Annotated in this window: 25 protein-coding genes and 1 tRNA gene; 12 read left to right on the forward strand and 14 right to left on the reverse strand. The window is 57.7% G+C overall.

Going from position 1 to position 25,064, the window contains the following annotated elements:
• The first annotated feature begins 3 nt into the window (after positions 1-3).
• A complete protein-coding gene (locus ACR0FE_RS02090) occupies positions 4-1,116 on the forward strand; it encodes a Ppx/GppA phosphatase family protein (protein WP_170614971.1) in 1,113 nt (370 codons plus the stop codon).
• Positions 1,116-1,832: an RlmE family RNA methyltransferase gene (locus ACR0FE_RS02095; protein ID WP_480888982.1), complete on the forward strand. Its 717-nt coding sequence runs from the start codon at positions 1,116-1,118 to the stop codon at positions 1,830-1,832. Before ACR0FE_RS02090 ends, ACR0FE_RS02095 begins: the two co-directional genes overlap by 1 nt.
• 2 nt (positions 1,833-1,834) lie before the next feature.
• On the opposite strand, the gene ACR0FE_RS02100 is transcribed toward ACR0FE_RS02095, so the two are convergent.
• The gene (locus ACR0FE_RS02100; RefSeq protein WP_480910659.1) at positions 1,835-2,023 is read right to left on the reverse strand and encodes a hypothetical protein; all 189 of its coding nucleotides are present in this window, start codon (positions 2,021-2,023) and stop codon (positions 1,835-1,837) included.
• 171 nt (positions 2,024-2,194) lie between these two features.
• Positions 2,195-3,058 carry a YihY/virulence factor BrkB family protein gene (locus ACR0FE_RS02105; protein WP_170677233.1) on the reverse strand — a complete coding sequence of 288 codons (864 nt, stop codon included), beginning with the start codon at positions 3,056-3,058 and terminating at the stop codon, positions 2,195-2,197.
• 159 nt (positions 3,059-3,217) lie between these two features.
• Between ACR0FE_RS02105 and ACR0FE_RS02110 the strand changes: the two genes are divergently transcribed.
• The 4 genes from ACR0FE_RS02110 (at position 3,218) to cls (ending at position 8,610) form a co-directional block, all read left to right on the forward strand.
• Positions 3,218-4,297, forward strand: coding sequence for an AI-2E family transporter (locus ACR0FE_RS02110; RefSeq protein WP_480910662.1), 1,080 nt, complete (start codon positions 3,218-3,220; stop codon positions 4,295-4,297).
• A 235-nt stretch (positions 4,298-4,532) separates the two neighbouring features.
• The gene (locus tag ACR0FE_RS02115; RefSeq protein ID WP_480910664.1) at positions 4,533-6,134 is read left to right on the forward strand and encodes an arylsulfatase; all 1,602 of its coding nucleotides are present in this window, start codon (positions 4,533-4,535) and stop codon (positions 6,132-6,134) included.
• Positions 6,135-6,199: 65 nt separating this feature from the next.
• Complete coding sequence (locus ACR0FE_RS02120) at positions 6,200-7,174, forward strand: HAD family hydrolase (RefSeq protein ID WP_480910666.1); 975 nt, start codon at positions 6,200-6,202, stop codon at positions 7,172-7,174.
• A gap of 23 nt (positions 7,175-7,197) precedes the next feature.
• Positions 7,198-8,610, forward strand: a complete 1,413-nt coding sequence (gene cls, locus ACR0FE_RS02125; protein WP_480910669.1) for a cardiolipin synthase — start codon at positions 7,198-7,200, stop codon at positions 8,608-8,610.
• Here cls and ACR0FE_RS02130 read toward each other — a convergent pair.
• A complete protein-coding gene (locus ACR0FE_RS02130; RefSeq protein ID WP_480440522.1) occupies positions 8,590-9,159 on the reverse strand; it encodes a potassium channel family protein in 570 nt (189 codons plus the stop codon). The two genes, cls and ACR0FE_RS02130, sit on opposite strands and share 21 nt — an antisense overlap.
• A 61-nt stretch (positions 9,160-9,220) precedes the next feature.
• Between ACR0FE_RS02130 and ACR0FE_RS02135 the strand changes: the two genes are divergently transcribed.
• The 3 genes from ACR0FE_RS02135 to ACR0FE_RS02145 are packed head-to-tail and all read left to right on the forward strand — an operon-like array spanning position 9,221 to position 13,309.
• Positions 9,221-9,868 (forward strand): ABC transporter ATP-binding protein, encoded by a 648-nt coding sequence (locus ACR0FE_RS02135; protein ID WP_480910672.1) that lies wholly within the window; start codon positions 9,221-9,223, stop codon positions 9,866-9,868.
• Positions 9,865-12,279, forward strand: coding sequence for an FtsX-like permease family protein (locus ACR0FE_RS02140; RefSeq protein ID WP_480910674.1), 2,415 nt, complete (start codon positions 9,865-9,867; stop codon positions 12,277-12,279). Before ACR0FE_RS02135 ends, ACR0FE_RS02140 begins: the two co-directional genes overlap by 4 nt.
• Positions 12,269-13,309: a lipocalin-like domain-containing protein gene (locus ACR0FE_RS02145; RefSeq protein ID WP_480910676.1), complete on the forward strand. Its 1,041-nt coding sequence runs from the start codon at positions 12,269-12,271 to the stop codon at positions 13,307-13,309. The genes ACR0FE_RS02140 and ACR0FE_RS02145 overlap by 11 nt, the downstream gene beginning before the upstream one ends.
• A 12-nt stretch (positions 13,310-13,321) precedes the next feature.
• Here ACR0FE_RS02145 and ACR0FE_RS02150 read toward each other — a convergent pair whose 3' ends face one another.
• From ACR0FE_RS02150 to ACR0FE_RS02170, 5 genes are all read right to left on the reverse strand, one after another.
• Complete coding sequence (locus tag ACR0FE_RS02150; RefSeq protein ID WP_170677240.1) at positions 13,322-13,753, reverse strand: universal stress protein; 432 nt, start codon at positions 13,751-13,753, stop codon at positions 13,322-13,324.
• Positions 13,750-16,359 carry a TRAP transporter permease gene (locus ACR0FE_RS02155; RefSeq protein WP_321252834.1) on the reverse strand — a complete coding sequence of 870 codons (2,610 nt, stop codon included), beginning with the start codon at positions 16,357-16,359 and terminating at the stop codon, positions 13,750-13,752. Before ACR0FE_RS02155 ends, ACR0FE_RS02150 begins: the two co-directional genes overlap by 4 nt.
• Before the next feature lie 111 nt (positions 16,360-16,470).
• A complete protein-coding gene (locus ACR0FE_RS02160; RefSeq protein ID WP_170614958.1) occupies positions 16,471-17,439 on the reverse strand; it encodes a TAXI family TRAP transporter solute-binding subunit in 969 nt (322 codons plus the stop codon).
• A 253-nt stretch (positions 17,440-17,692) separates the two neighbouring features.
• A complete protein-coding gene (locus tag ACR0FE_RS02165; protein WP_170614957.1) occupies positions 17,693-18,118 on the reverse strand; it encodes a VOC family protein in 426 nt (141 codons plus the stop codon).
• 31 nt (positions 18,119-18,149) lie between these two features.
• The gene (locus ACR0FE_RS02170) at positions 18,150-18,755 is read right to left on the reverse strand and encodes a pseudouridine synthase (protein ID WP_480910680.1); all 606 of its coding nucleotides are present in this window, start codon (positions 18,753-18,755) and stop codon (positions 18,150-18,152) included.
• Between the two features lie 215 nt (positions 18,756-18,970).
• Here ACR0FE_RS02170 and ACR0FE_RS02175 point away from each other — a divergent pair, with 215 nt between their 5' ends.
• Positions 18,971-19,558: an HNH endonuclease gene (locus ACR0FE_RS02175; protein WP_170614955.1), complete on the forward strand. Its 588-nt coding sequence runs from the start codon at positions 18,971-18,973 to the stop codon at positions 19,556-19,558.
• Between the two features lie 3 nt (positions 19,559-19,561).
• On the opposite strand, the gene ACR0FE_RS02180 is transcribed toward ACR0FE_RS02175, so the two are convergent.
• Together ACR0FE_RS02180 and ACR0FE_RS02185 are read right to left on the reverse strand one after the other, a co-directional pair.
• On the reverse strand, positions 19,562-20,026 hold the full coding sequence (locus ACR0FE_RS02180) for a disulfide bond formation protein B (RefSeq protein ID WP_480910683.1): 465 nt from the start codon (positions 20,024-20,026) through the stop codon (positions 19,562-19,564).
• The gene (locus ACR0FE_RS02185) at positions 20,023-20,601 is read right to left on the reverse strand and encodes a YqaA family protein (RefSeq protein ID WP_480910685.1); all 579 of its coding nucleotides are present in this window, start codon (positions 20,599-20,601) and stop codon (positions 20,023-20,025) included. The genes ACR0FE_RS02180 and ACR0FE_RS02185 overlap by 4 nt, the downstream gene beginning before the upstream one ends.
• Positions 20,602-20,746: 145 nt before the next feature.
• Here ACR0FE_RS02185 and ACR0FE_RS02190 point away from each other — a divergent pair.
• Positions 20,747-20,832, forward strand: a tRNA-Leu gene (locus ACR0FE_RS02190).
• Between the two features lie 361 nt (positions 20,833-21,193).
• Here ACR0FE_RS02190 and ACR0FE_RS02195 read toward each other — a convergent pair.
• The 3 genes from ACR0FE_RS02195 to ACR0FE_RS02205 all read right to left on the reverse strand — a co-directional run bounded on the left by ACR0FE_RS02195 (position 21,194) and on the right by ACR0FE_RS02205 (position 22,954).
• Positions 21,194-21,409 (reverse strand): hypothetical protein, encoded by a 216-nt coding sequence (locus ACR0FE_RS02195; protein WP_170677246.1) that lies wholly within the window; start codon positions 21,407-21,409, stop codon positions 21,194-21,196.
• Between the two features lie 250 nt (positions 21,410-21,659).
• Positions 21,660-22,325, reverse strand: coding sequence for an alpha/beta fold hydrolase (locus ACR0FE_RS02200; protein ID WP_170805657.1), 666 nt, complete (start codon positions 22,323-22,325; stop codon positions 21,660-21,662).
• The gene (locus ACR0FE_RS02205) at positions 22,322-22,954 is read right to left on the reverse strand and encodes a DNA-3-methyladenine glycosylase family protein (protein WP_480910689.1); all 633 of its coding nucleotides are present in this window, start codon (positions 22,952-22,954) and stop codon (positions 22,322-22,324) included. Before ACR0FE_RS02205 ends, ACR0FE_RS02200 begins: the two co-directional genes overlap by 4 nt.
• 96 nt (positions 22,955-23,050) lie before the next feature.
• On the opposite strand from ACR0FE_RS02205, the gene ACR0FE_RS02210 reads away from it, so the two are divergent.
• A complete protein-coding gene (locus ACR0FE_RS02210) occupies positions 23,051-24,277 on the forward strand; it encodes an MFS transporter (RefSeq protein ID WP_480910690.1) in 1,227 nt (408 codons plus the stop codon).
• Between the two features lie 8 nt (positions 24,278-24,285).
• Here the strand turns inward: ACR0FE_RS02210 and ACR0FE_RS02215 are convergent, their stop codons facing one another.
• Positions 24,286-25,062 (reverse strand): squalene/phytoene synthase family protein, encoded by a 777-nt coding sequence (locus ACR0FE_RS02215; RefSeq protein ID WP_170615109.1) that lies wholly within the window; start codon positions 25,060-25,062, stop codon positions 24,286-24,288.
• Between the last annotated feature and the right edge of the window lie 2 nt (positions 25,063-25,064).

Raw genomic sequence — 25,064 nt, forward strand, 5'->3', positions numbered from 1 at the left:
AAGATGGCGCCCAAGCGTCCCAAAGGTGCGGGCGCGTTCCCGAAAGCGGTCGAAAGCCCCGCGCCGGCAAAACCCGATCCGGATGCACTATATGCGGCACTGGATCTGGGAACGAATAGCTGCCGCATGCTGATAGCCCAGCCCAAGGGCAGCGGGTTTCATGTGGTAGACAGTTTCTCCAAGTCCGTGCAACTGGGTGCGGGACTTGAACGCACCGGACGTCTGTCTCGGGCGTCTATGGCGCGTACCGTTCAGGCGCTCAGGATTTGTCAGCAGAAGCTCAAACGGAACCGCGTCAAGCGAATGCGTCTGATTGCAACCGAGGCTTGTCGGCGCGCCAAGAACTCGCGCGAGTTTATCCGCCAGGTCAAGCGCGAAACCGGCTTGACGCTGGAAATCATACAGCCCGAGGAAGAAGCCCGTCTGGCAGTCATCTCCTGCGCTCCGTTGGTGTCGACCAAGACCGAGCAACTGCTTGTTGTAGACATCGGTGGCGGTTCGACCGAGCTGGTGTGGATCGATATCTCATCCGTGCCGCGCCGGGATCGCCCCGCTGCAATCATGCGTCTTCACAACGGCTTTCACGCGGCTGAAAGCCCCTTTCCCGCTGCCAAGGTGGTGGATTGGATCAGCGTTCCGCTGGGCGTCGCCACATTGCGCGATCAGTTTCACGATGTCGAAGACGACTCGGCCCGCTTTGCGCTGATGAGTTGGTTTTTTGAGGAAAACCTTGCCGACTTCGCGCCCTACAAGGACGAACAGGCGCGGGAAGGATTCCAGATCGTAGGCACAAGCGGCACGGTGACAACCGTTGCTGCCTCTCATCTTGGTCTGAAACGCTATGACCGGACGAAGGTAGACGGTCTGCGCATGACCAGCGATCAGATTGACAAAGTCATACGTGGGTATCTAGAACTCGGCCCTCAGGGTCGGCGCCGGGATCCGCGCATCGGCGATGACCGGCAGGCCCTGATCATGTCCGGCTCGGCCATTTTGCAGGCTTTGTTACGATGCTGGCCTACCGACCGTCTTTCCGTGGCGGACCGGGGGCTGCGCGAAGGTCTGCTATATGCACAAATGAGCGCGGACGGCGTATTGGAAGACGGACCGTTCTGATGACGAAGACACCGACTGGCAAAAATACCTCAGGCCGCGGACAGCGCGACCTGAAGGTCAAGGTCAAGACTGCACGCGGGCGCAAGCTCAGCTCGACCCGCTGGCTCGAGCGGCAGTTGAACGACCCTTATGTAAAGCGCGCCCAAGCCGAAGGTTATCGTGGGCGTGCCGCATTCAAGATATTGGAGCTGGACGAGAAATTCCGCTTTCTGGTTCCGGGAGCCCGTGTCGTGGATCTGGGCTGCGCGCCCGGCGGCTGGCTGCAGGTCGCGGTCAAACGGGTCAATGCGCTGGGCGAGAAAAGCGGCAAGCGGATCGGTACTGTTCTGGGTGTCGATTTGCAGGAGGTTGAACCGGTCGCCGGTGCGACAGCTCATGTGCTGGACTTCATGGAAGATGACGCTGACCAGAAGGTCAAAGACTGGCTGGGCGGCAAGGCCGACGTGGTAATGTCAGACATGGCCGCTGCATCCTCGGGGCACAAGCAGACCGACCATTTGCGGATCATGGCGTTGTGCGAAACGGCCGCCTATTTCGCCTTTGACGTGCTGGAAGAAGGCGGCACCTTTGTCGCCAAGGTTCTGGCCGGCGGCGCTGAGGGCGATCTGCAAAAGCTGCTGAAACAGAAATTCGAGAAGGTGGCTAATGTCAAACCACCTGCATCACGGTCGGACAGTTCAGAAAAATTCGTTGTCGCAACTGGATTTAGGGGCTGAACTTAATCGTCCAGCAGTATCCGGTTTCCGCTTAGGCGTTGTTCGCGGAAGGAGGCGGTGGCCATCCCCTGAATAAGCAGAGCTTCACCGTGATTGATGTAAACGGGCGGTCTGGCCTGCAGTTCCGCAATCCGCTGATCGATTGTGACGTGGCGTGTGCGCTTTGGTTCGGGCGCTGGTTGTTCAGGCATGGCTGACCTCATGAAGAATGCCGGGATTTGTACCCTGCCCTGAGATTGCCAGCGGAATTTGCCATCAACATGGCGCAATACAGGCGCTGACATGCCGAACAAAGCGGCATTTCACGCCAAATACCTCAAATGTACGAGCAAACGGGTCGCCGGCAGCGCGCCCTACTTTTGTTAGTCTTTCGCTTGGGACTCGTTTTCAAGATCCATCAATGCACCGTTAAATTCCGCTCCCAGGATCAACATGGCGGCGCACAGGTACAGGAAAATCAGGGCCGCCATAGCCCCAGCCAGACCAGCATAGGTCGCGCTGTAAGTCGCGAATTTGCCGATATAGATGGAGAAAGCCCATCCGCCTGCGGCCCACAACGAAAGCGTCAAAAAAGCGCCCGGCAGAATCTGGGTCAACCGATGCCGACGCGTTGGCAACACCAGATGTGCGATGATCACCAAGCCCGCAGGCACGGCAACCGTAAAAATCCAGCCCAGCCTATCCACGGACAACCACCCTGATACATCAACGGCCGTGTTTTCCGTCACCAACCTTGTGTAAAAGGGAAGCACAACTTCTACCATTGCGATGATCAGAACGGAGGCACCACCGAGGATGACGAGGCCGATACACAAAAGCCGGGTCTTCCAGAACGGCCAGCTGTCACTGTCATGATAGGCTTGGTTCATAGCGGCGCGCACAGCGGCCACCCCGTTTGATGCAAAATAGATGGCGAGCAAACCGCCCAGCGTTATGACGCCCGAGCCGGCGTTGTCCAGCACCGCGCGCAGTTCGGCAACGATCGGTTTGGCCACATCTTCAGGCCACGCTCCGAAAATCAGGCCGATCAGATCGTCAGTGACGTAGCCCTGCGACAATGAACCAGCCAACGCGACGGTGAAAAGGACAAAAGGAAACAACGCCATCATCAAGGACATGGCGACATGGCTGCTCATCACAAAACCATTCTTGTCGACGAACCGCCGGATTGCCAACCACAGGGCACGAAGCGGACGATCAAACGAGGGAATCATGAACGCGTGCATGTCGCGAGTCTAACCCGCATAAGTCTTGCAAAGAACCCGCGTGCAGGCCTGTGTTGCCGAATAGACGCGTATAAATGCCTGAGCGCATTGCATAAACCCGCCGCGCTGTGCAGAATCGGACCGTGACCCTTAACAAATGTACCGGAAACTGTTCGTTCCATGGATCTGAAAGCCCAAGAATCGAGTGACCGCCCCATGCTCAGGCTGTCGGTTCTGCGAGACATTGTGATTGTCATCACTCTGATCGTGGTTGGCCTATATGCCGGTTCCGCATTCCTGATTCCGCTGACCATGGCGTTGCTGATAAACGTTCTGATCATTGCCCTCAGCGACCGGGTGATAGCCGTTACCCGCGCACCGGTCTGGCTGGCCAACATTGCCGGTGTGACCGTGGTTTTGGCAGGTCTGTTCATGATCATGTACATTGTGGGCAGCCAAGCCACGCAGTTCGCCCGTTCTGTCACCACATACGAAAGTCAGTTCGACGGCGCGGTAGAGCGCGTCACAGGGTTGGTCGGCAACGATGTCACGAAATTCATTCGGGACAATCTGGTCAGTCTGGACATGACTTATGTGGCCCGGATTCTGCTGGGCAGCGCTACCTCTCTGCTCAATCACTTCTTTCTAATCAGCCTATACGTCGCCTTTCTGATGGCCGAACGACTTGCTTTTCGCAAAAAGATCCAACTGGCCGCAGGCAACCCGTTGGCCGGGGCCGAGTTCGCCGCAATTCTGGACGCAATTACCGACAGTCTTCAACGCTATGTCGGTGTCAAAACCTTTATCAGCCTGATTACCGCCGGCATCAGCTATGCGGTGTTCCGGATTCTTGGCCTCGAATACGCTGAAACCTGGGCCGTTTTGACATTTGCGCTGAATTTCATTCCCTCGATCGGATCCATCATCGCCGTTGTCTTCCCGGCCATGATTGCGCTGGTTCAGTATGAAACCATCGGCCCGTTTCTGATTATCGTTTTTGGCTGCGGCACCATCCAGTTTCTGATTGGCAACTTCCTGGACCCTGCCCTGCTGGGAAGATCGCTCAATATGTCCACGTTTCTGGTGATACTGGCGCTGACCTTCTGGACAACTGTTTGGGGCCTGATCGGAGCCTTCCTGAGTGTGCCGCTGACCGTATGCATTTTGATCGTTTTCAGCCATATTCCCGCATTGAGACCGGTTGCAATTCTGATGTCACTGGACGGGCAATTGGGTGAAGATGGGTCCGACGAAAAGTAGTTAACTTGGTCCGGTCACCCTTCGCTAAGTTTAACCTGAAATTAGTATATTTTAATCTTCCTATGTGATAGTTCTGCCCTCGCAGGTACAGTTATTCAATCATTTCCCGAGGCTCTCTCAGAAAAAGAATTCAATCCGAGAATCAGCGCCTTACACATGATGTTTCAGCAGTTTTTCGGCTGAGCCGTCAATTTCGAAACGACCGGGTTCCAACCCGCCATTTCAGGAGCGTAAGATGTCATCAGAAAAACTCAGACCAACCCCACTATTGCGCAGGCTGGCTGCGGCCACATTTGCCGCGTGCCTTGCAATTCCGGCATGGGCACAGAATGAAAAGCCCAATATCCTTGTGATATGGGGTGACGATATCGGTCAATCCAATATCTCGGCCTATACGATGGGATTGATGGGTTACAGGACACCCAATATCGACCGCGTTGCCAATGAGGGTATGATTTTTACCGACTACTACGGTGAACAGTCCTGCACCGCAGGCCGGTCATCCTACATCATGGGTCAATCGGTGTTTCGCACCGGCCTGTCCAAGGTTGGGCTGCCTGGCGCAAAAGAAGGGATGCAGGTCGAAGACCCGACAATTGCGGGTTTGCTGAAGGACCACGGGTACGTCACCGGCCAGTTCGGCAAGAACCACCTTGGCGACCGGGATGAGCACCTTCCCACAAACCACGGTTTTGATAAGTTTTTTGGGAATCTCTATCACCTGAACGCCGAGGAAGAGCCCGAACATGAAGACTATCCCGGAGACGCGGTTTTACCCGACGGACGCACCTTCCGCGAGGCTTATGGCCCGCGCGGTGTCATCCGCTCAACCGCAGGAGGTCCGATTGAAGACACTGGTCCACTGACGAAAAAGCGCATGGAAACGGTGGACGAGGAAACGCTCGAGGCTGCCATAGAGTTCATTCGCAAGGCCAATCAGGATGGAACACCCTTCTATGTCTGGTGGAACGGCACCCGCATGCATTTCCGCACCCATGTAAAAGAGGAAATGCGCAATCAGGCAAATGAGATCATGGGCGGCGTGGCCGATGAATATACAGCCGGCATGATCGAACATGACATCCAGGTCGGTCAGTTGCTGGACCTGTTGGACGAACTCGGCATCGCCGACAATACAATCGTCCACTATTCCACCGACAATGGCCCGCACTACAACACCTGGCCTGATGCGGCGTCGACCCCGTTCTGGGGCGAAAAGAATACCAACTGGGAAGGCGGATGGCGCGTGCCATCAATGGTGCGCTGGCCCGGCAAGATTGAGCCGGGTTCTGTGACCAATGAAATCGTGCACCACATGGATTGGCTGCCGACATACCTTGCTGTCGCCGGTGATCCGGAGATCAAGGAAAAGCTGATGGCCGGCTATTCCTCGCCCGCGATGGGCCGCGATTACAAGGTGCATCTGGATGGCTACAATATTCTTCCGCTGTTGACAGGTGAAACCGCTGAAAGTCCGCGCCGGGAGGTGTTCTATTTCACCGATGACGGCGACCTTTCGGCTTTGCGGTTCGATGACTGGAAGCTGATCTTTCTCGAGCAGAAAGCATGGGCAACCCTGCGCGCCTGGATGGAACCCTTCACCCCGCTGCGCGTCCCGATCATCGTGAACCTGCGCCGCGATCCGTACGAACGCGGTTATCGCACGTCCAACACATATTACGACTGGATGATCGACCGGGTCTATTTCCTGGTGCCTGCCCAGCAATATGTCGGGCAATTCCTGAGCACGTTCCAGGAATTCCCGCCGCGGCAGAAAGCTGCCAGCTTCAGCCTGGATCAGGTGATGGACAAACTGTCAACTCCAACCAGCAACTAAAACTGCAAACAACTCGGGGCCGCCTGCAAGGGTGGCCCCAGTCATTTTGAACGGAGTGTTGTGTAATGCTGCGATTGTCTGCCATCGTCTTTGCGTTGACCTTTCCTGTCACCGGCAGTGCTGATCCCCTGCCAAGCTGGCAAAACACCGAGACCCGCGATCAGATTATTTCATTTTTAGAATCGGTAACGGATCCGTCCGGGCCAGCATATGTCACTCCTGCAGACCGGATTGCTGTTTTCGACAATGATGGCACCCTTTGGGCCGAGCAACCTGTGTATTTTCAGTTTATTTTTGCTATGGACCGTCTGGCCGAAAAGGCAGAACAGGATCCCTCGATCCTCACAACACCCATCCTGAAGGCGGCAGCGCAAGGAGATCTAGCGGCTGTCTTGGAAGGTGGGCATGATGCATTAATCGAAGTCGTCAACGCCTCGCATTCGGGCATGACCGTCGCCGAGTTTCAGGAAACGGTCGCACATTGGCTCGACGAGTCTCGCCATCCGCAAACTGATCTCCGCTATGATCAGATGACCTATCAACCCATGATCGAGCTGTTGCGCTACCTGCGTGATGAAGGGTTTAAGACATACATCGTTTCCGGCGGCGGCCTTCATTTCATGCGTGTTTTTGCCGAAAGCGCCTATGGCATTCCGCCCTGGCAGGTCCTCGGAACTTACGGCAATACAAGCTATGAAACGGTCGATGGCTCGCCAGATCTGGTCAAGGCACCGGGCATCGCCTTTATCGACGACAAGGAAGGCAAGCCAATCAACATCGAACGCACAATCGGCAAACGCCCGATTTTGGCAGGAGGAAACTCGGACGGAGATTTCGCCATGATGGAGTGGACGACGTCGGGCGAAGGACCACGACTGGGCATCCTGATACATCACACGGATGACAAACGCGAATGGGCTTATGACCGCGAAAGCCAGATTGGGAAACTGGCCGATGGTCTGGACAAAGGGCCCGGGATGGGATGGGTCATTGTTGATATGGCGCAAGACTGGTCGCGCATCTACACTGGGGCGAACTGAACAGGTTCGGAGCTTTCAACCTCATGTGGACACTGCTTGTTTCCGCGTTTCTGATATTTCTCTACGTCACCGCTGTGGTGTTCTCGATACGGGCTGCACAGACAGCCCGTACGCCACAAGGTGCAGTCGGCTGGGTGGTTTTTCTGATCGCAACCCCCATGCTGGCAGTGCCTATGTACCTGTTTCTGGGTCATCACCGATTTCGCGGATACCGCATTGCCCGAAAGGAAAGTGAACGGGTTGTCGAGGGCATCAAGACCTTTGCAGACTTCTCAAAGCCGGACCGAGAAAGCATGCAGATCAATCCACGCCCCTTCGAAGCCTTGGCGCATCTGCCGGTGTCCCGTGGTAATGGCGCGTCGTTGCTGATCGACGGTCAGGCAACCTTTGACGCAATTTTTGAGGCAATCGATGCCGCCAAGAATTATGTCCTGATCCAGTTCTACATCGTGCGTGATGACGCGTTGGGCCAGCAACTAAGGGATCGGCTGGTTGCGGCGGTTGAACGTGGGGTGCACGTACGCTTTCTGACTGATTCCGTGGGCAGCTATGGCCTGCCCACCGCATATCTTGAATCGCTGCAGCAAGCAGGAATAGATGTCGCAAACCCCAAGGAACGCCGTGGTCCAAAGTTCCGGTTTCAGTTGAATTACCGCAATCACCGCAAAACTGTAATCATTGATGGCGAGACCGGATTTATAGGCGGGCATAATGTCGGCGTGGAGTATCTGGGTCAGAACGCGCATTTTGGCCATTGGCGCGATACGCATGTCCGGATTACCGGTCACATCGTCCGCCAGTTGCAACTGATCTTTACCGAAGACTGGCACTGGGCCCATGAAGAAGACCTGATCGACCATCTGGATTGGGCCGGCAGTGAATCCGATCAGGACATGAACGCCCTGCTGGTTGCCACAGGCCCGGGGGACGAGACCGAGACCGGCGCGATGATGTTCTTTGCCGCCATCGCCGAGGCGAAAGAGAGATTATGGATCGCCTCGCCGTATTTCGTCCCGGACATTGACATCATGACGGCCCTTCAACACGCCGCCCTGCGCGGCGTGGACGTGCGGATTCTGGTCCCCGACATGATCGACCATCGCCTGCCCTGGCTTGCAGCCTTTGCCTATTTTGACGAAATCCGTGACTGCGGCGTTCGTGTGTTTCGATATGCCGACGGGTTCATGCACCAGAAGGCTTTCGTGGTTGATGATACTTTGGCAGCGGTGGGAACGACCAATCTGGACAATCGGTCCTTCCGCCTGAATTTCGAAGCGATGGCCTTGTTCTTCGACGCCCGGGCCGCTGAAGCTGCTGCAAGTATGCTGCGCACAGATTTTGAGAAAAGTTACGAACTGACCCGCACCCTGCAACAACAACCGGCACATATCCGCTTTGGAGCTCCTCTGGCGCGTCTATTCGCCCCTATCCTTTAACAACAACTCCTCCTGAAACACCCGAGTCATCAACGCGACCATGAAAGCGGTGGACAAGCCAAACGCCAAAAGGCCGGTCACGGATGCGAATGCCCCGAAGATACGCAGTTCTTCACCCAGAACGATGTCGCCGTATCCAAGCGTCGTGAACGTCACCAACGAGAAGTAGAGAGCCGAGTTCCAGTCGGGCAAGACATCACCAAAGACCCAGACAATGGCCCAAAGCCAGACTTGAAGGGTGTGAATCAGAACGATGAACACCAGCGCCACGCTGATCGGCGCGGCAGTAGTGAAAAAGCGGTGTGTGTCCTGCCACTTTTCAGTCAGTTTTTCAATCAACTGCGTGCACCATGTCAGCAAAGCAATCTCGATCAGAAAGCATATGCCCAGATAGATGCTGCCCCAGATGATCTGGTCGGATAAGGACATCCGCTCGCGCCTCGTGCCGAAGGGTGAAACCGTTGGCACAGCATGGACTTTTGCCCGGCCGGGAACAACCCCGGCCATCGACCAGTGCCGCACCTGCGGCGAAAGGAACCGGGAAAGCATGCGCACTGGACACTGGCGCGTCCCGTTGCACATTGTGACAGGAACCAGTCAGGATGCCCGGATGTTGCTTGTAGTTGATCAGGTCAGGAAATCGTACCCGGGTGGCCGCCCGGTTCTGAATGGCGTTTCTCTGTCACTTGATGCAGGCCAGACATTGGCGCTGACCGGGGAAAGCGGCAGCGGCAAAAGCACCTTACTGAACCTCGCTGCCGCGTTGGACAGTTTTGATAACGGCGAAATAACTCTGGACGGCACAGCGCTGTCGGCACTGGACGATCCGGGACGCGCCGCTTTGCGGTGCGACAGTGTCGCGCTGGTTTTTCAGCAGTTCAACCTGATCCCTTCGCTGACCGTCGGGCAAAACCTGTCCTTTCACGCCCGGCTGGCCAATCGCCACGACCCGGACTGGATTGCGCATCTGGCCGACAGGCTGGGGCTGACCGATCTGGTGCACCGCTATCCGGAAAACTTGTCCGGCGGACAGCAACAAAGGGTCGCCATAGGGCGCGCATTGGGCGTTCGGCCCAAGCTTTTGCTGGCGGATGAGCCAACGGGCAATCTGGACGAGACCGCCAGCGCGGCGGTACTGGATCTGATGCTGTCACTGGTCGCAGATACTGGAACGGCACTGCTGCTGGTCACCCATTCCCATGCCATTGCCGCGCGACTGGACCAGCACGCCCACCTTGCTGGCGGACACATCGCATGACCTTTGTGGTCGTTCAGGCGCTGTGGTCTCACTGGCGTAGGCATCCGTTGCAACTGGCAACGCTGCTGATTGGAATTGCGCTGGCAACCGGTCTTTGGTCAGCAGTGCAGGCCATCAATGCCGAGGCGCGGGCCAGTTATGATCGCGCCAATTCACAACTGGCAATTGGCCAGTATGACATTCTGAGAAACCCAGCGGGCCCGATCCTCATCGAACGCTATGTCGCGCTGCGCAAGGCCGGGTGGCAGGTTGCAGCGGTTCTGGAAGGGCCGTTTCGCATCGCTGATCGAACGCTGCGCCTGATGGGCGTGGACATGATCTCCTACCCCGCCCTGCCCGCAATTACGCAGGCAGAACAAAGCGCCGAGCCGCCCGAACCGGTCGACGTGCTGACAGCCCCGGGGGTGCTTTTGATCTCGCCGGTGTTGGAACCTGTGATCGCTGAACACTCCGGACTGCCCAAAGCGATCACGAGCGCGTCTCTGCCACCGGACGTTATCCTGACCGACATCGGCGTTGCCGAAACCCTTATGAACAGACGGGGTGAAATAAGCCGGTTGGTCATATTGCCCGTTCAACCCCGCACGGTCCCGCCTTTGTCGGAACTCGCACCCGAACTGGAACGGATCAGCCCGTCATCGCAGCTGGATACTGCGCAACTGACCGAAAGCTTTCATCTCAACCTTGCGGCCTTTGGCCTGCTGTCTTTCGCCGTAGGTCTGTTTATCGTTCACGGTACGGTTGGACTGGCTTTTGCCCAGCGACGCGGCATGATCCGGACTTTGCGGGCCTTGGGCGCCTCCATGCGTCGATTGGTTTGCCTGATCTTCGCAGAGTTGACCATGCTTGCTCTGGTCGGCGGCGGGCTGGGCCTTTTGCTCGGCTTCTTTCTGGCAGGTGCACTACTTCCTGACGTGGCAGCCACCTTGCGCGGTTTGTATGGCGCCCCTGTCAGCGGACAGTTGTCGTTGCAGCCTCAATGGGCCGCTGCAGGCATCGCCATGGCCGTTGCCGGTACGCTGATGGCCAGTGGACACGCGCTATGGCGGCTGTCTCGAATGCCACTTCTTGCGGGTCCGGGCCTGCAGGCGTGGGGCAAGGCCACAAGCTCACGCCGGATTGCGGGCTTCACCGGCCTCGGGTTGATCGTTGCGGGTTGCCTCGCCTTGTTGGTTTTCCCCGGGCTGATCGGCGGGTTTGCCCTGTTGGCTGGTATCCTGACCGGATCGGCCCTGCTGCTGCCTGCGTTTCTTTCAGCAATCGTTCATGTCCTTGAGCGCAAGGCCCGCAGTCCTGTCGCGCAATGGGTCTGGGCGGACATGAGGGCGCAGCTTCCCGGCCTTTCACTTGCCTTGATGGCTTTATTGCTGGCGTTGGTCGCGAATATCGGTGTCGGGACGATGGTGTCCAGCTTTCGGCTGACATTCACCGGCTGGCTGGATCAGCGCCTGACGTCCGAATTGTACGTCACGGCCATAGACGACCAACAAGGCCAGGAAATCGTCGACTGGCTCTCCCCACAGGTGGATGCCATCCTTCCGATCCGCCGGGTCGAACTGCCCCATGAAACTGGTCCCTTGTTCCTGTACGGTGTGATCGATCATGCGACATACCGGAAGCACTGGCCGCTGATCGCTTCGTCGCAGGATGTCTGGGATCGCGTCATGGCCGGAGAGGTTGTTCTGATAAACGAGCAACTGGCCCGCCGTTCCGACCTGTGGCCCGGAGATCAGTTGGCCCTAACACCCGGTCGGATGCTGGAAGTTGCTGGTGTCTATTCCGACTACGGCAATCCGACGGGTCAGGCCATCGTGTCGATGGAACAGCTAAATGCCATCGCGCCCAATACTCCGGCTCGGCGTTTTGGTGTCCGTGTTTCCCCAGAAACCGCAGGTCAACTGGCGCAGGCGGTCCGAGACCGTTTCGAATTACCGCGCGAAAGCGTTGTCCAACAGGCAGCGATGAAGGCGCAATCCATAACTGTGTTCGAGAAGACATTCGTTGTGACTTCGGCGCTGAACATTCTGACACTCGGCGTTGCCGGATTCGCTATCCTGACCAGCCTTCTGACATTGTGGACACAACGGCTGCCGCAGATCGCGCCGGTCTGGGCCCTTGGGTTGAGCCGCGCACACCTGGCCCGGCTGGAGTTGCTGCGCAGCGGGTTGTTGGCCATCCTGACGGCCTGCCTGGCGCTGCCGCTGGGCCTTGTTCTGGCCTGGGTTCTGCTGACTGTCATCAATGTGCAGGCTTTTGGCTGGCAGTTGCCGATGTTCCTGTTCCCAAAGGAATGGTTGGTATTATTCGGATTGACCGTTACCGCCGCGCTTGCCGCCGCAGCCCTGCCCGGCTTGCGCTTGCTACGCCTGCCCCCGGCGGACCTGCTGAAGGTGTTTGCCAATGAACGTTAGGACCTTGCTTTTCATGTTGCTATTGGCGCTTCCCTGTCCGGCTTTGGCACAGGGCTATGCCGGGTTGGGTGGCTCCGCCGAGGGCTTTGATGTTCCTGAACCCGGCTACCAATTCAATTTCCCGCAGGATCACGGCCCGCATCCGTCCTTTCGCATCGAATGGTGGTACCTGACGGCAAATCTGCGCGGTAAAGATGGGCTGGATTACGGTGTACAGTGGACCCTGTTTCGCTCAGCGCTGAAACCGGTTGAAACTGGTGGTTGGCAGAGCCCTCAGATCTGGATGGGGCACGCCGCTGTCACAACGCCCGATACCCACTATTTTGCCGAGCGCCTGTCGCGTGGCGGTATCGGGCAGGCCGGGGTTTCCTCGCACCCCTTCGAGGCATGGATTGACGAGTGGCGAATGGGTGGTCCGGACCTGAATACCCTGTCGTTGACAGCAAATGGCGAAACCTTTGGATATGACCTGTCGCTGACAGCCGATGGACCGCTGGTCTTTCACGGAGAGGATGGGTATTCAGTCAAATCCGCAGATGGTCAGGCCAGCTACTACTATTCTCAGCCCGCCTACACGGTCCGGGGCACACTGCACTTGCCGGACCGGGATGTGGAAGTCACCGGTCAGGGGTGGCTGGATCGCGAATGGTCATCGCAACCTTTGGCTGCGGACCAAACCGGCTGGGACTGGTTCTCGCTCAGCTTTGAGGGCGGCGACAAGCTCATGGCGTTCCGTCTTCGCGGCGCGCGCGGAGACTTCACCTCGGCCACTTGGATCGGCGCGAACGGGGAGGCAACCAGCCTGCCGAATGGGTCTGTTTCAATGACGCCGCAGGAAACCGCAATCGTCGCAGAACGCGATATTCCGGTTCGGTGGCGTGTCAGGTTACCGGATCGTGACCTAGATGTCGAAGTATCGGCCCTGACGCCAAATGCGTGGATGGGCACACGGTTCGAATACTGGGAAGGCCCGATCAAAATAAAAGGCACCCACGAAGGTCGCGGGTACCTTGAGATGACAGGCTACTGAAGCAGCGCTGACCTAACGGACGACATAAACTGAAACGTTCGCGTGCCGCACGACGCGGGCGGCATTGGGCCCCAGCAGATAATCCTTCAGATCGGGCTTATGCGCGCCGATCACGATCAGATCGCTTCCCGCGCTTTCCGCTGTCTTCAGAATTTCCTGATAGGCGGTTCCGGTTGCCACCACATGACGCACTTTTTCGTTGCGTTCTTTGCCCAATGTGGCCTCGCACATTTCCGACAGTCTGGCATGCGCGTCCTGGAGCGCCTTTTCGTGATGATCGGGTTCGAAGAAGCCGGACACCCAGGTTTCACCAAAATCCGGAACGATCGACACGACATCCAGTTGCGCGCCCTCCATCTCGGCCAGTGCACCGGCTTTTTTCAGGACCGGGACATCCAGATCCCCGTTGCTGATATCAACAGCGCAAAGAACAGAACGTGTCATGCGGGCACCTCTTGTCTTGCGGCGCGGCCGCGTTGCAGGAAGGCGATCAGACCCAGCAGGATCATCGCCGGGATGTAGACCAGTTGTTTCGGCGGCTGGCTGGACGGCAGACTGACCGAGGACAGGCGCACGGCCTCGTCCCCGTAATAGTCGAAATTGCCCAGATCATCCGCCACTGGCGAGCCGAACAGGGGTTCTTCCAGTTTGACCAACCCGTCTTCTTCGATCAGCAGCAAGCCCATCGCCTCGACACGCGCGGCACCGCCTTCTTCACTGCCGACCGGGACGACGATGGTTGTGTCAACCATCTGCAAGGTGTCGAAATCCGGCCCGCTGATGACCATCCGAACTTCGGTTCCCGGTGCAGTTTCACCCATCGCCTCGACAAACGCGGAAGGTTCGACCGTTTCGAATGGCGGTGAAAAGCGATCCATGAAGAAGTCCGGCCGGAACAGTGCGAAAGCCACAAAGATCAGCGCAACGCTTTCATAGATGCGGCTGTGGGTCAGGAAGTACCCCATCGTGCCAGCCGTAAATACGAGGATAGCTATCGTCGCAAATATCGCCACGATAATGCCTTCGACCCAAGTGACATCGATCAACAGAAGATCTGTGTTGAAGATGAACACAAAGGGCAGAGCCACGGTGCGCAAACTGTAGAAGAACGCGGTGAACCCAGTCTTGATTGCGTCGCCCCCCGACACGGCGGCAGCGGCAAAGCTGGCCAGACCAACCGGCGGCGTCACGTCGGCCATGATGCCGAAGTAGAACACAAACAGGTGCACGGCGATCAACGGAACGATCAGGCCGCTTTGAGCGCCCAGTTCAACCACGACACCCGCCATCAGCGAGCTGACGACGATGTAGTTCGCCGTGGTCGGCAGGCCCATGCCCAGGATCAGGCTGAGAAGCCCCACCATCACCAGCATCAGGATCAGGTTGCCGCCCGAAAGGAACTCGACCAAGTCAGCCATAACCTGTCCGACACCCGTCAGGGTCACAGTCCCCACGATCACACCCGCAGTGGCCGTCGCCAGCGCGATACCGATCATGTTGCGCGCACCGTCGATCAGGCCCTGCCACAGGTCAGCAACACCTTCCTTGAATGTCGCGGACATGTTGGTTTGTCCCCGGAACAGCGCCTTCAGCGGTTTCTGCGTGAGAAGGATCACAAACAGCAGTGCCGTGGCCCAGAAAGCCGACAGACCGGGCGACTTCTGTTCGATCATCAGGAAATAGACCAGAACGATGATTGGCAGAAGGTAATGCAGACCTGCCTTGTAAATCTCGCCAATGACCGGCAGCGTGACTTCCTTGGCATTGGGATCATCAGGCTCCAGGTCCGGAACTTGCGCCGCCAGATACAAAAGCCCGACATAGATCGCGCAGACAATCAGGCTGAGGATAAGCCCGGCTTGCGTCGGCACCCAGCTGGTCACGGCATCGACCGGAAATTGCGAGCCATAGCAGAGCCCCGCAAAGATCAGGAAGAAGGACAGCATCCCGACTACGGTTCGCGCCAGATGCACGTCGCGGTCGCCCAGCGTGGGCATGTTCCGCTTCACCGCCTCAAGATGAACGATGTATACCAGTGCGATGTAGGAAATCGCGGCAGGCAGGAACGCGTGGGTGATCACCTCGACGTAAGAGATGCCCACATACTCCACCATCAGGAAGGCTGCGGCCCCCATCACGGGCGGCATGATCTGACCATTGACCGAACTGGCGACCTCGACCGATCCGGCCTGTTCGCTGGAAAAGCCGACGCGCTTCATCAGTGGGATAGTGAATGTTCCGGTGGTCACGACATTGGCGATGGACGAGCCCGAAATCAGGCCGGTCGCCGCCGAACCCACCACGGCCGCCTTGGCCGGGCCACCGCGCAGGTGGCCAAGCGCGCCAAAGGCCATTTTGATAAAGTAGTTCCCTGCCCCGGCCTTATCCAGCAATGCACCGAACAGCACGAACAGGAACACGAATTTCGTCGAAACACCAAGGGCGATGCCAAAGACACCTTCGGACGTGATCCACATGTGGCTCATCGCCTTCTTGAGGCTCGCGCCTTTCCAGCGGATTACTTCGGGCACCCATTCGGAAGAGCCGAAGAATACATAGGCAAGAAAGATTGTGGCAATGATCGCCATCGCCGGGCCAAGCGCGCGGCGCGCGGCCTCGAACAGCAGCAATAGACCACCCAGAGCGACCCATTTGTCCGTGTCGTCTGCCAGACCGCCCGCATTGACGATCTTGTCGTAGAAGAAGAAACCGTAAAGCGCGACAAACGCGCCCAGAATTCCCATGATCCAGTCCTGGATCGGGATGTAGTTTCTGGGGCTGGATTTCAACGCAGGATAGGCCGCGAAGGCCAGGAACATCGCAAAAGCAAGATGGAACTGCCGTGCGTTATTCACAATGCTGCCGGGAAGAACATAGTTTGCGATCGGTGACGCCAGAAGCACCTGAAAAATCGACCAGATCGCGGCGACAATTGCCAGAAACAGGCCCACGTTTCCGGCTGGATCACGGGCCCCTGCATCCGAAGATGCGACCAATTCCTGAAGTTCTTCTTCGGATAGCGGACGATTGCCCTGCTGATCAGCGCTCATCAAATCTCTCCCCGTTCAGCGGCCGGTTTCCGGCGCGGTTTTTTGTTCCGGTGTTTCACCGGTTGAAAAACGAGGCGCCGAAAAGCGCCTCGTCAAATTGTTTAGGACGGATTACTGAATCCAGCCTTTTTCTTTGTAGTACTTCTCGGCACCCGGATGCAGCGGAGCCGACAGGCCGTCCGCAATCATCTCTTCCGGCTTGAGGTTGGCAAATGCGGGGTGCAGCTTTTTGAAGTCATCGAAATTCTCGAAGACCGAGCTTACAACTGCATATACAGCGTCTTCCGAAACGTCAGCCGATGTGACGAATGTCGCGCCCACACCAAAGGTCTGGGTGTCGCCATCCGATCCACGATACATCCCGCCGGGGATTGTAGCAGTACGATAGAACGAGTTGTTTTCAACCAGCTTGTTGACCGCATCGCCGCTGACATTCACCAGAACTGAGTCACAAGCGGTGGTTGCTTCCTGGATCGAACCCGACGGGTGACCAACAGTGTAGACCATCGCGTCAATCTGGTTGTCGCACAGGGCAGCAGACTGTTCGGCTGCCTTCAGCTCGGTTGCCAGCTCGAAATCGCCGGTGGTCCAGCCCATTTCGCCCAGCAGGACTTCCATGGTGCCGCGCTGACCGGAACCGGGGTTACCGATGTTGACGCGCTTGCCTTTCAGGTCCTCGAAGTTGGTGATACCGGAATCGGCCCGCGCAACAACGGTGAACGGCTCGGGGTGAACCGAGAATACGGCGCGCAGGCCTTCGAACGGGCCAGCCTCTTCAAATTTCGAGGAACCGTTATATGCATGGTACTGCCAGTCGGACTGGGCCACACCAAACTCCAGTTCACCTTCGCGGATGGTGTTGATGTTGTAGACCGAACCGCCGGTCGATTCGACCGAGCAGCGTACCCCGTGTTCCTTGCGGCCCTTGTTCACCAGACGGCAGATCGCACCGCCGGTCGGATAGTAAACGCCAGTCACGCCACCGGTGCCGATTGTGATGAATTCCTCCGCAAAAGCAGCAGGCGCCATCAGCGCAGCGGTTACAAGCGCGCCAAGGCCCAGTTTGCTGTTGTTTTTCATTTTCGTGATCTCCCAAATCTTTATTGTGGTCGGAAGATCCGTAAACAACCCCTCCTAAGAGCTTGTCAACACAGCAAGTTCCCCCGTCGACAAAACGGGCTCACGCACCTGAATTTCAAAAATCTCCCAACACTTACGACGTTTCATTCCAATACATCGCTTGTCAACCCCCGCATCCCGCAAGCCCGTGCAAAGCCGCATATCTGACGGTGTTTCCCGAACTTTCCCCCGGACGATCCAAGGACAGTCCCTTTCAGCCCCACAAATGCGGTTCGGCAAACTCGACCGAATTGCCGGCCGGGTCCCGCACATACAGCGAACGGGCCCCGTTTGGCCAATCAAACTCGGCATCCAGGGGTACGTTCCAATCGAGCAGATGCTTGCGCATTGCGTCCATTTCGACCCGCGAAATGGCAAGGCACACATGCCCGGGCCCGCGCGCGCCATGCGGCGGCACCGGCAAGTCAGGATTTCGCGGTGCTTGTTCCGTTTCCTCGGCGTTGAACAACAACAACACGGAACGGCCCACGCGGAAGAACACGTGCCGGTTGTCCACGCGCTGGATTTTCTCCAACGCCAGAATGTCGCCGTAAAAACGCTCTGCCGCGTCCAGATCATTGACGTAAAGCGCCGCCTCCAGAACTGCCGACGGGCGCGGTATGTCCGGTGTGACTTTCATGAGCCCAGTGTACCTCAGGCCCTGCCTTCTGTCACCGTCGCGGTCTGCGGTCCCTCTTTCGTTGCGGTGCTGCGGAAACCTCAGGCATGGGCAGGCTTTCCCATTGCCCCGGCTGCAATCCCTCCAGCGTCCAATCCCCGATGCGGGCGCGAACCAGACGCAATGTGGGATGTCCGACCGCTGCCGTCATCCGGCGCACCTGCCGATTGCGCCCTTCGCGCAGGGTCAGTTCGATCCAGCAATCAGGAACCGTCTGACGCACCCGGATTGGCGGCGTCCTGGGCCAAAGACTTTCCGGTTCGTCAATCACCCGCGCCTTTGCGGGTCGGGTTGGCCCATCATTCAGTTCGACCCCTTCGCGCAGCGCCTTCATCGCGGCAGCGTCGGGAATACCCTCGACCTGAACCCAGTAGGTCTTGGCCATCTTGTGTTTCGGGTCGGAAATCTGTGCCTGCAGCTTTCCGTGATCCGTCAGCAGCAGCAAACCCTCGCTGTCCCGATCCAGCCGTCCGGCCGGATAGACACCGGGCAGATCGATGTAGTCGGACAGCGTGCTGCGCGGCGAATCTCCGTTCGCCCTGTCGGTAAACTGCGGCAGGACATCGAAAGGTTTATTGAAGCGAATGAACCAGGACATGAACTACGCCATAGCGCGCAGAAACTACCTAGCGCAAGCTGTGGATAACTGTCACGCGATTGTTACGGATTCGCATTAATCAATCCCCGAGATATTGTGGAAAATCAGGGCTTGTCAGAGTTTTAACACGATATATAGTTAAGTTAAGGCCGGGGCGGGTGTTCCCCGCTCTGATGTCAAAAAACGGGCAGTGCAGAGCGAGGAGCGATTCTGTTATGGACGGAGACTTCAGGACCGAATTTGTCAGGGAACCCGGTGCACTCAGGCGTCATCCGGCACTGGTCCTGAACGCTGATTATCGCCCCCTGTCCTATTATCCTCTGTCTCTTTGGCCATGGCAGGAGGCGATCAAGGCCGCCTGGCTCGATCGGGTCGACATCGTGGCCGAATATGACGAAGTTGTCCGCAGTCCCAGTACCGAGATACGAATACCTTCGGTCGTTGTTCTGAAAGACTATGTAAAACCCAGAAAGCGCGTGGCCTTCACGCGCTTTAATTTATTTCTGCGGGATGAATTCTGTTGCCAGTACTGCGGCAGCCGAGGCGACCTGACTTTTGACCACGTTGTTCCGCGCGCGGCGGGCGGCGTGACCAGCTGGCAGAACGTGGTGGCAGCATGCAGCCCATGTAACCTGCGAAAAGGGTCAAAATCGCTGCGGCAAGCTGGCATGTCTCTGCGCAAGCCACCCCGCCAACCCGATGCCGAGGCACTGCGCAATATCGGGCGCAAGTTCCCGCCCAACCATCTGCACGACAGCTGGATCGACTTCCTGTATTGGGATGCGGAACTGGATCAGATCTGACGTTTACCGGGCCCGCCACGCTGCAAGCCAGACCAGAACCAGACCGGCCGACAATACGGCATTCCACCCTGCCATGGACAGACCAAGCATTTCCCACGGGATGTCGTCACAGCGCACCAGCGGCGCGTTCATGATCTGATCCATCAACTCGGTCGTCGACAACCCACCAATGTCGCTGGACGTGCAGCTGCTGGGACCTTCCCACCACTTCTGCTCGACGCCGGCGTGATACACACCGATACCCGCCGTGGTCGCAGCGGCAAAAGCCCCCAGAAGCGGCAGAACCGAGACCCGTGGCAAGGCAAGCGCCACGGCACCAATCAACGCTGCGGCGGCGTGCGGATACCGCTGCCAAATGCACATCTTGCAGGGTGCCAACCCGCCAAGGTACTGGAATCCCCATGCCCCCAACAGCAAGGCGACAGACCCAGCGGCCGCAATCAGCACTAATTTGTTTCGGTTGGTCATAGGTACTTCACCGCGAAAAATCCGCCGAACAACAGCAAGATGAACACGGTAAACATCAGGCCCAGGCGCTTTTCAATGAAATCGCGTATCGGTTCGCCGAACCCCCACAAAAGCCCTGCAACAACAAAGAACCGCAAGGCCCGTGCCAGAATTGAGGTCGCAACAAACGTCCCAAAGGGCATCCCGGTCCAGCCGGACATGATCGTAATGACCTTGTAGGGGAATGGCGTCACGCCTGCGGTCAGCACAGCCCAGAATCCGAAATCATTGAAACGCTCGTTGAACTCTTCCATGGCATGGCCTTTGCCCATCGCCTCAAGGACCGGTTGGCCGATGCTTTCATAAAAGAAGGCTCCGATCGCGTATCCCAGCATCCCCCCCAGCACCGAAGCCACGAGGGCAACGGTCGCGATGAGCCATGCCCGCGACGGCCGCGCCAGGATCATTGGAATCATCAGCACATCCGGCGGGATCGGAAAGAACGAGCTTTCCACAAATGCCACAATGGCCAGCGCCCAAAGAGCATGCGGATGTTCAGCCAGACGGATGGTCCAGTCATAAAGGGATCGCAACATAAAACACTAAGGTCCAAATCTCACACCCGGCAAGGCAAACCATGCGCCCACCGGGGCGTCAACCGTTCAAAGGCAAACAATCCGGATACTGGTTGTTTTTTGCCTCTGGACCTTCCCCGCGTTGGGCGATAATCCAGTGTTCGTGGCCCAAGTGGCGGAATGGTAGACGCAGGGGATTCAAAATCCCCCGCCTTCACGGGCGTGAGAGTTCGAGTCTCTCCTTGGGCACCACCAGCCAAAGAACGATATCGCGGAACCGGTAATATCCATTAGGATATTTTCGTATTATCGTGTTCCTTAAAGATAAATTCCGGAAGCCGCTTCATCATGCCAGTGTTCGCCTGAACGTAAATAAAAAAGACCGAAACACTTCCAACCCGACTCGCATCTACCGTCAGCAGTTAGGTTGCTGGTAACGAGCTTCCCCACATAATCGGATTCAGCAACCAAAACTCTAGGTGGCCGGTGTTGAGTGGAAGGAAACAAGAAAATGGGATGAACAAAGTGTATTGTGCGAGTTCACCTTGGGCAGGACGAACTGTTTCCAAAAAAATGACAATGAGCTTCCTAAAGCTCTACAGAGGGTTTTGTGCTAGCTTTGCCGTTTTCGGCTCAGAAGACCGTATTTGACAGCCCAGGCCCGGAAGGATCGGCGTTTTCCACCCTCGCGTTTCACAGCTTGCTTTGAGTGCGCGCCTCCCATTCTGTTGAACTCGAAGACATCAATAATGCGTTCGGCGCAGCCACAAGCCTCGCCCATCCCGACTTTGGCGAAGTAGAACTTTTCAAAGGACTCCGGATTCTTCATGGCAAACCTCCCTGACCTCATTGAAGCGCGTCTATTGGGCTTTGCCAAATCACTCCTTCGCGGCTCAAGGCGCGAAGAAGTGACTGTTAGGCTTTGATCCGCGAGGTGTTATCGCCCAGACAAAGCAATCGCATACAAACGCAGCTAATCTGCAAAACAGGATGGTTCCATGCAGCCGTGTTGCAATCTCAGAAAACTGAGGGCGGAGAAACCCGCGCCCACTACTTCGTTATTTGGCTCTCAGAAATGCTTACAAGCTCAACTTGTCGCGCATAAACGCCAAGGCCACGCCAAGTCCGTCAGGATCGATTCCGTGGCCCGTGCCCTTCATGACATGTGCGTAAATCTCTTTGAAACCAGCGCCTTGCAAAGCTTCCGCCGCCTCGGGAAGCGATTGCGGAGGCACGACATCATCAGAATCGCCATGGACCAGTAGAATCGGCATGCGGCTGACGGTCTCCTCGGCCAGCATGTCAGGCTCCAGCAACCGGCCCGAGAAGGCCACGATACCGGCAACCGGGTCTTCGCGCCGGGGGGCGACGTGCAGGCTCATCATGGTGCCCTGCGAAAAGCCGAACAGCACCACCTGTTCGGGCAGCACGTCCTCGTCCACCATCAGTGCGTCAAGAAAGGCGTTGAAGTCTTGGGCCGCCATTTCCATGCCCCGGCGCGCCTCTTCCTCGGACGAGCCATCGATCCACGGGATCGGAAACCACTGAAACCCGTTGGGCATTCCGGGGATCTGTTCCGGCGCATCCGGGGCCACAAACAGCGTGTCGGGCAGATGTTCGCCCAGCGGGTCGGCAAGGCCCAGCAAATCAGCCCCATTGGCGCCGTAACCGTGCACGAATACCACGACCGAGCGTGTATCCCCCGAAACCGGCTCTTTCCGGAGCGCATTCAAAACCCGTGTCATCTGATCCCTTCTCGTTCTTTCGCGACCCGGTAATAGGCCCACAATACCCGCGCCGCAACCGACCGCCACGGTGACCAGGCTTCGGCCATTTGGCGCAACTCCTTTTCCGTCGGGCGTTTTGGCAGGTCGTACAGAATTCGCGCAGCCTCCTGCAATGCCAGGTCCCCAGGCGCGATCACGTCCGCGCGGCCCAACGAGAACATCGCGTAGATCTCGGCGGTCCAGACGCCGATGCCTGGCACTTCGGTCAATGTGGCCACAACATCCGCGTTAGGAGCATCGCGCAATGCCCTGTAATCAATACGTGCTTCGGCCAGCGCGCGGGCGTATCGGATTTTCTGACGGCTCAGCCCCACGGCGCGCAGATCGTCATCGGTCGCCCACATGATCTTGCTTGGTCCAGTGAGCTTGGCATCCTGCAGCCGTTTCCAGATCGCATTGGCCGAAGCCACGCTGACTTGCTGGCTGACAATCGCACTGAGCAGCTGCGCAAATCCATCCGGGCGACGACGCAAGGGCAATGGCCCGGTTTGGTCCATCGCGTGGGCCATGCGTGGACAGGTTTCTGCCAGCCACCCTGCCCCTTCGGCAACGCATTCGGGCGTTTCGATGATGCGTCCGACGGACATGGCCTCTCCATAGTGTGATACGGGCCGCACGTTAGGCACATATGCCGCATATGCAACCCGCTTGTGTGCCGGGGATTTCACCGATACCCATGCCCCATGACGATGATCACTGCCTCTCCCGACAATTCTCAGGCCAAACGCAACGTAGCGGTTCTGGTTGCCGCGCAGGCCATTCTGGGCGCGCAAATGCCGATGATGTTCATTGTCGGCGGGTTGGCGGGGCAGTCGCTAGCCAGCAACCCCTGCCTTGCAACATTGCCTATCTCACTGATCGTGCTGGGGTCGATGCTGGCCGCCACACCGATCTCGGCGATCATGCAGAAATGGGGTCGCCGGGTGGGTTTTCTGGTTGGTGCGACTGCCGGAGCTTGTGGTGGCGTTGTCGGGGCGTACGGCCTGTACCTGGGGTCTTTCCCGATCTTCCTGCTGGGCAGCCTGTTGACCGGTATCTATATGAGCGCACATGGCTTTTACCGTTTTGCCGCCGCCGATACTGCGTCAGACGGCTTTCGTCCGAAGGCGATTTCCTACGTCATGGCCGGTGGGCTTGCCGCTGCAATCATAGGACCCCAGATCGTCAAGCTGACGGCGCAAGCGTATGTCATTCCATTTCTCGGCACCTATCTGGCCGTGATTGCCGTAAACGTATTCGGGTCGGCCCTGTTCTTTTTCCTCGATATTCCCACACCGGAAAAACCCGCCGAAGACGCGCCGAAGGGCAGAACGCGGATCGAAATGCTCCGGACGCCGCGCATTGCGGTGGCGGTGATTTGCGCCATGGTGTCCTATGCGCTGATGAACCTTGTAATGACATCCACTCCACTGGCGGTTGTAGGTTGCGGTTTCAGCCCGAATGATGCGGCGGATATCGTGACCAGCCATGTTCTGGCGATGTATGTCCCCAGCTTTTTCACCGGCCAACTGATAGCCCGGTTCGGGGTTGAAAAGATCGTCGCGCTCGGGCTGGCCATTCTGGCAGCGGCCGGCGTCGTTGCCCTGCAAGGCGTTGAGCTTGGCAATTTCTTTGTTGCCCTGATCCTGCTCGGGATCGGCTGGAATTTCGGCTTTATCGGCGCGACCAGCATGCTCGCGGACTCGCACGACTTGAACGAGCGTGGACGGATGCAGGGACTGAACGATCTGCTGGTATTTGGCGGTGTTACTCTGGCGTCGCTGGCATCGGGGGGACTGTTGAACTGCTCGGGCGGTTCACCGGTCGAGGGATGGACGGCCGTCAATCTGGCCATGATCCCATTGTTGACGCTGGCCGGTGGCGCATTGTTGTGGCTGGTTCTTAAACCGGCCGAGGCCGAAACAGCCTGACAAACGTATTACCAGCGACCGCTGACGGACCGCCACATCAGTGACGCGCGGCGACTGACTTCCCCTTGCCACAATGTGCCATTGGCGACGCGTTCAGGCTGCGCCAACGCCTGCTTCAACACCCAGTCCGCCTGCCAGCCAGCGAATAGCGCGGGTCTGGCCTGCACTGAAACATCCGCCCGCCTTGCGCGCGCGCTGTTCAGCCGATCCAGCCCAGCCTGCGCCAATGCGCGTACGGCATCGGGTGTTCCCTTCAACAAAGGAATGCGGCCGCGCGCCTCAAGCTCGGGGATGGCGCGGAACCAGTTGGCGACCCCGACGCCATAGCCAAAATCGCGCAAAACGGCTTCATCTGCAGCGCCGAGCGCCTGCGCTGACGCGACCATCAATGTTCCCGCACTCTGGTCGATATAGGTATCGAAGTGCTCTTCATCTTCGAAAGAGTCTTTGTATATATCCCAACGCCTTACCGCCACATATTCATCCATAGCCGAGGCCAGATGAGGGCTGAGAACCCTGGATAGCGGCGTCACGACCTCATGCCGTCTTACCGTCGGGCCTTGGGCGATTTCCTGAAGCGCATCTCGCCACCATTGCAGGCGCATTTCCGCGATCATCGGCTCTTGCGTCACCCACGGCGCCCTCGCAACTTCGACATTCAGTGCGTAAATGGGAAACAGGACCGCGCGTGCAGGAACCGGGGCGGCCATTGCCGCCATGAATCGATCCGGATCCGCCCGGTGCACCAGTTGCGCACAGGCCTTGAGATCGTCGTCGAATTGCACGC

The organism is Ruegeria sp. K7, from assembly GCF_056531785.1.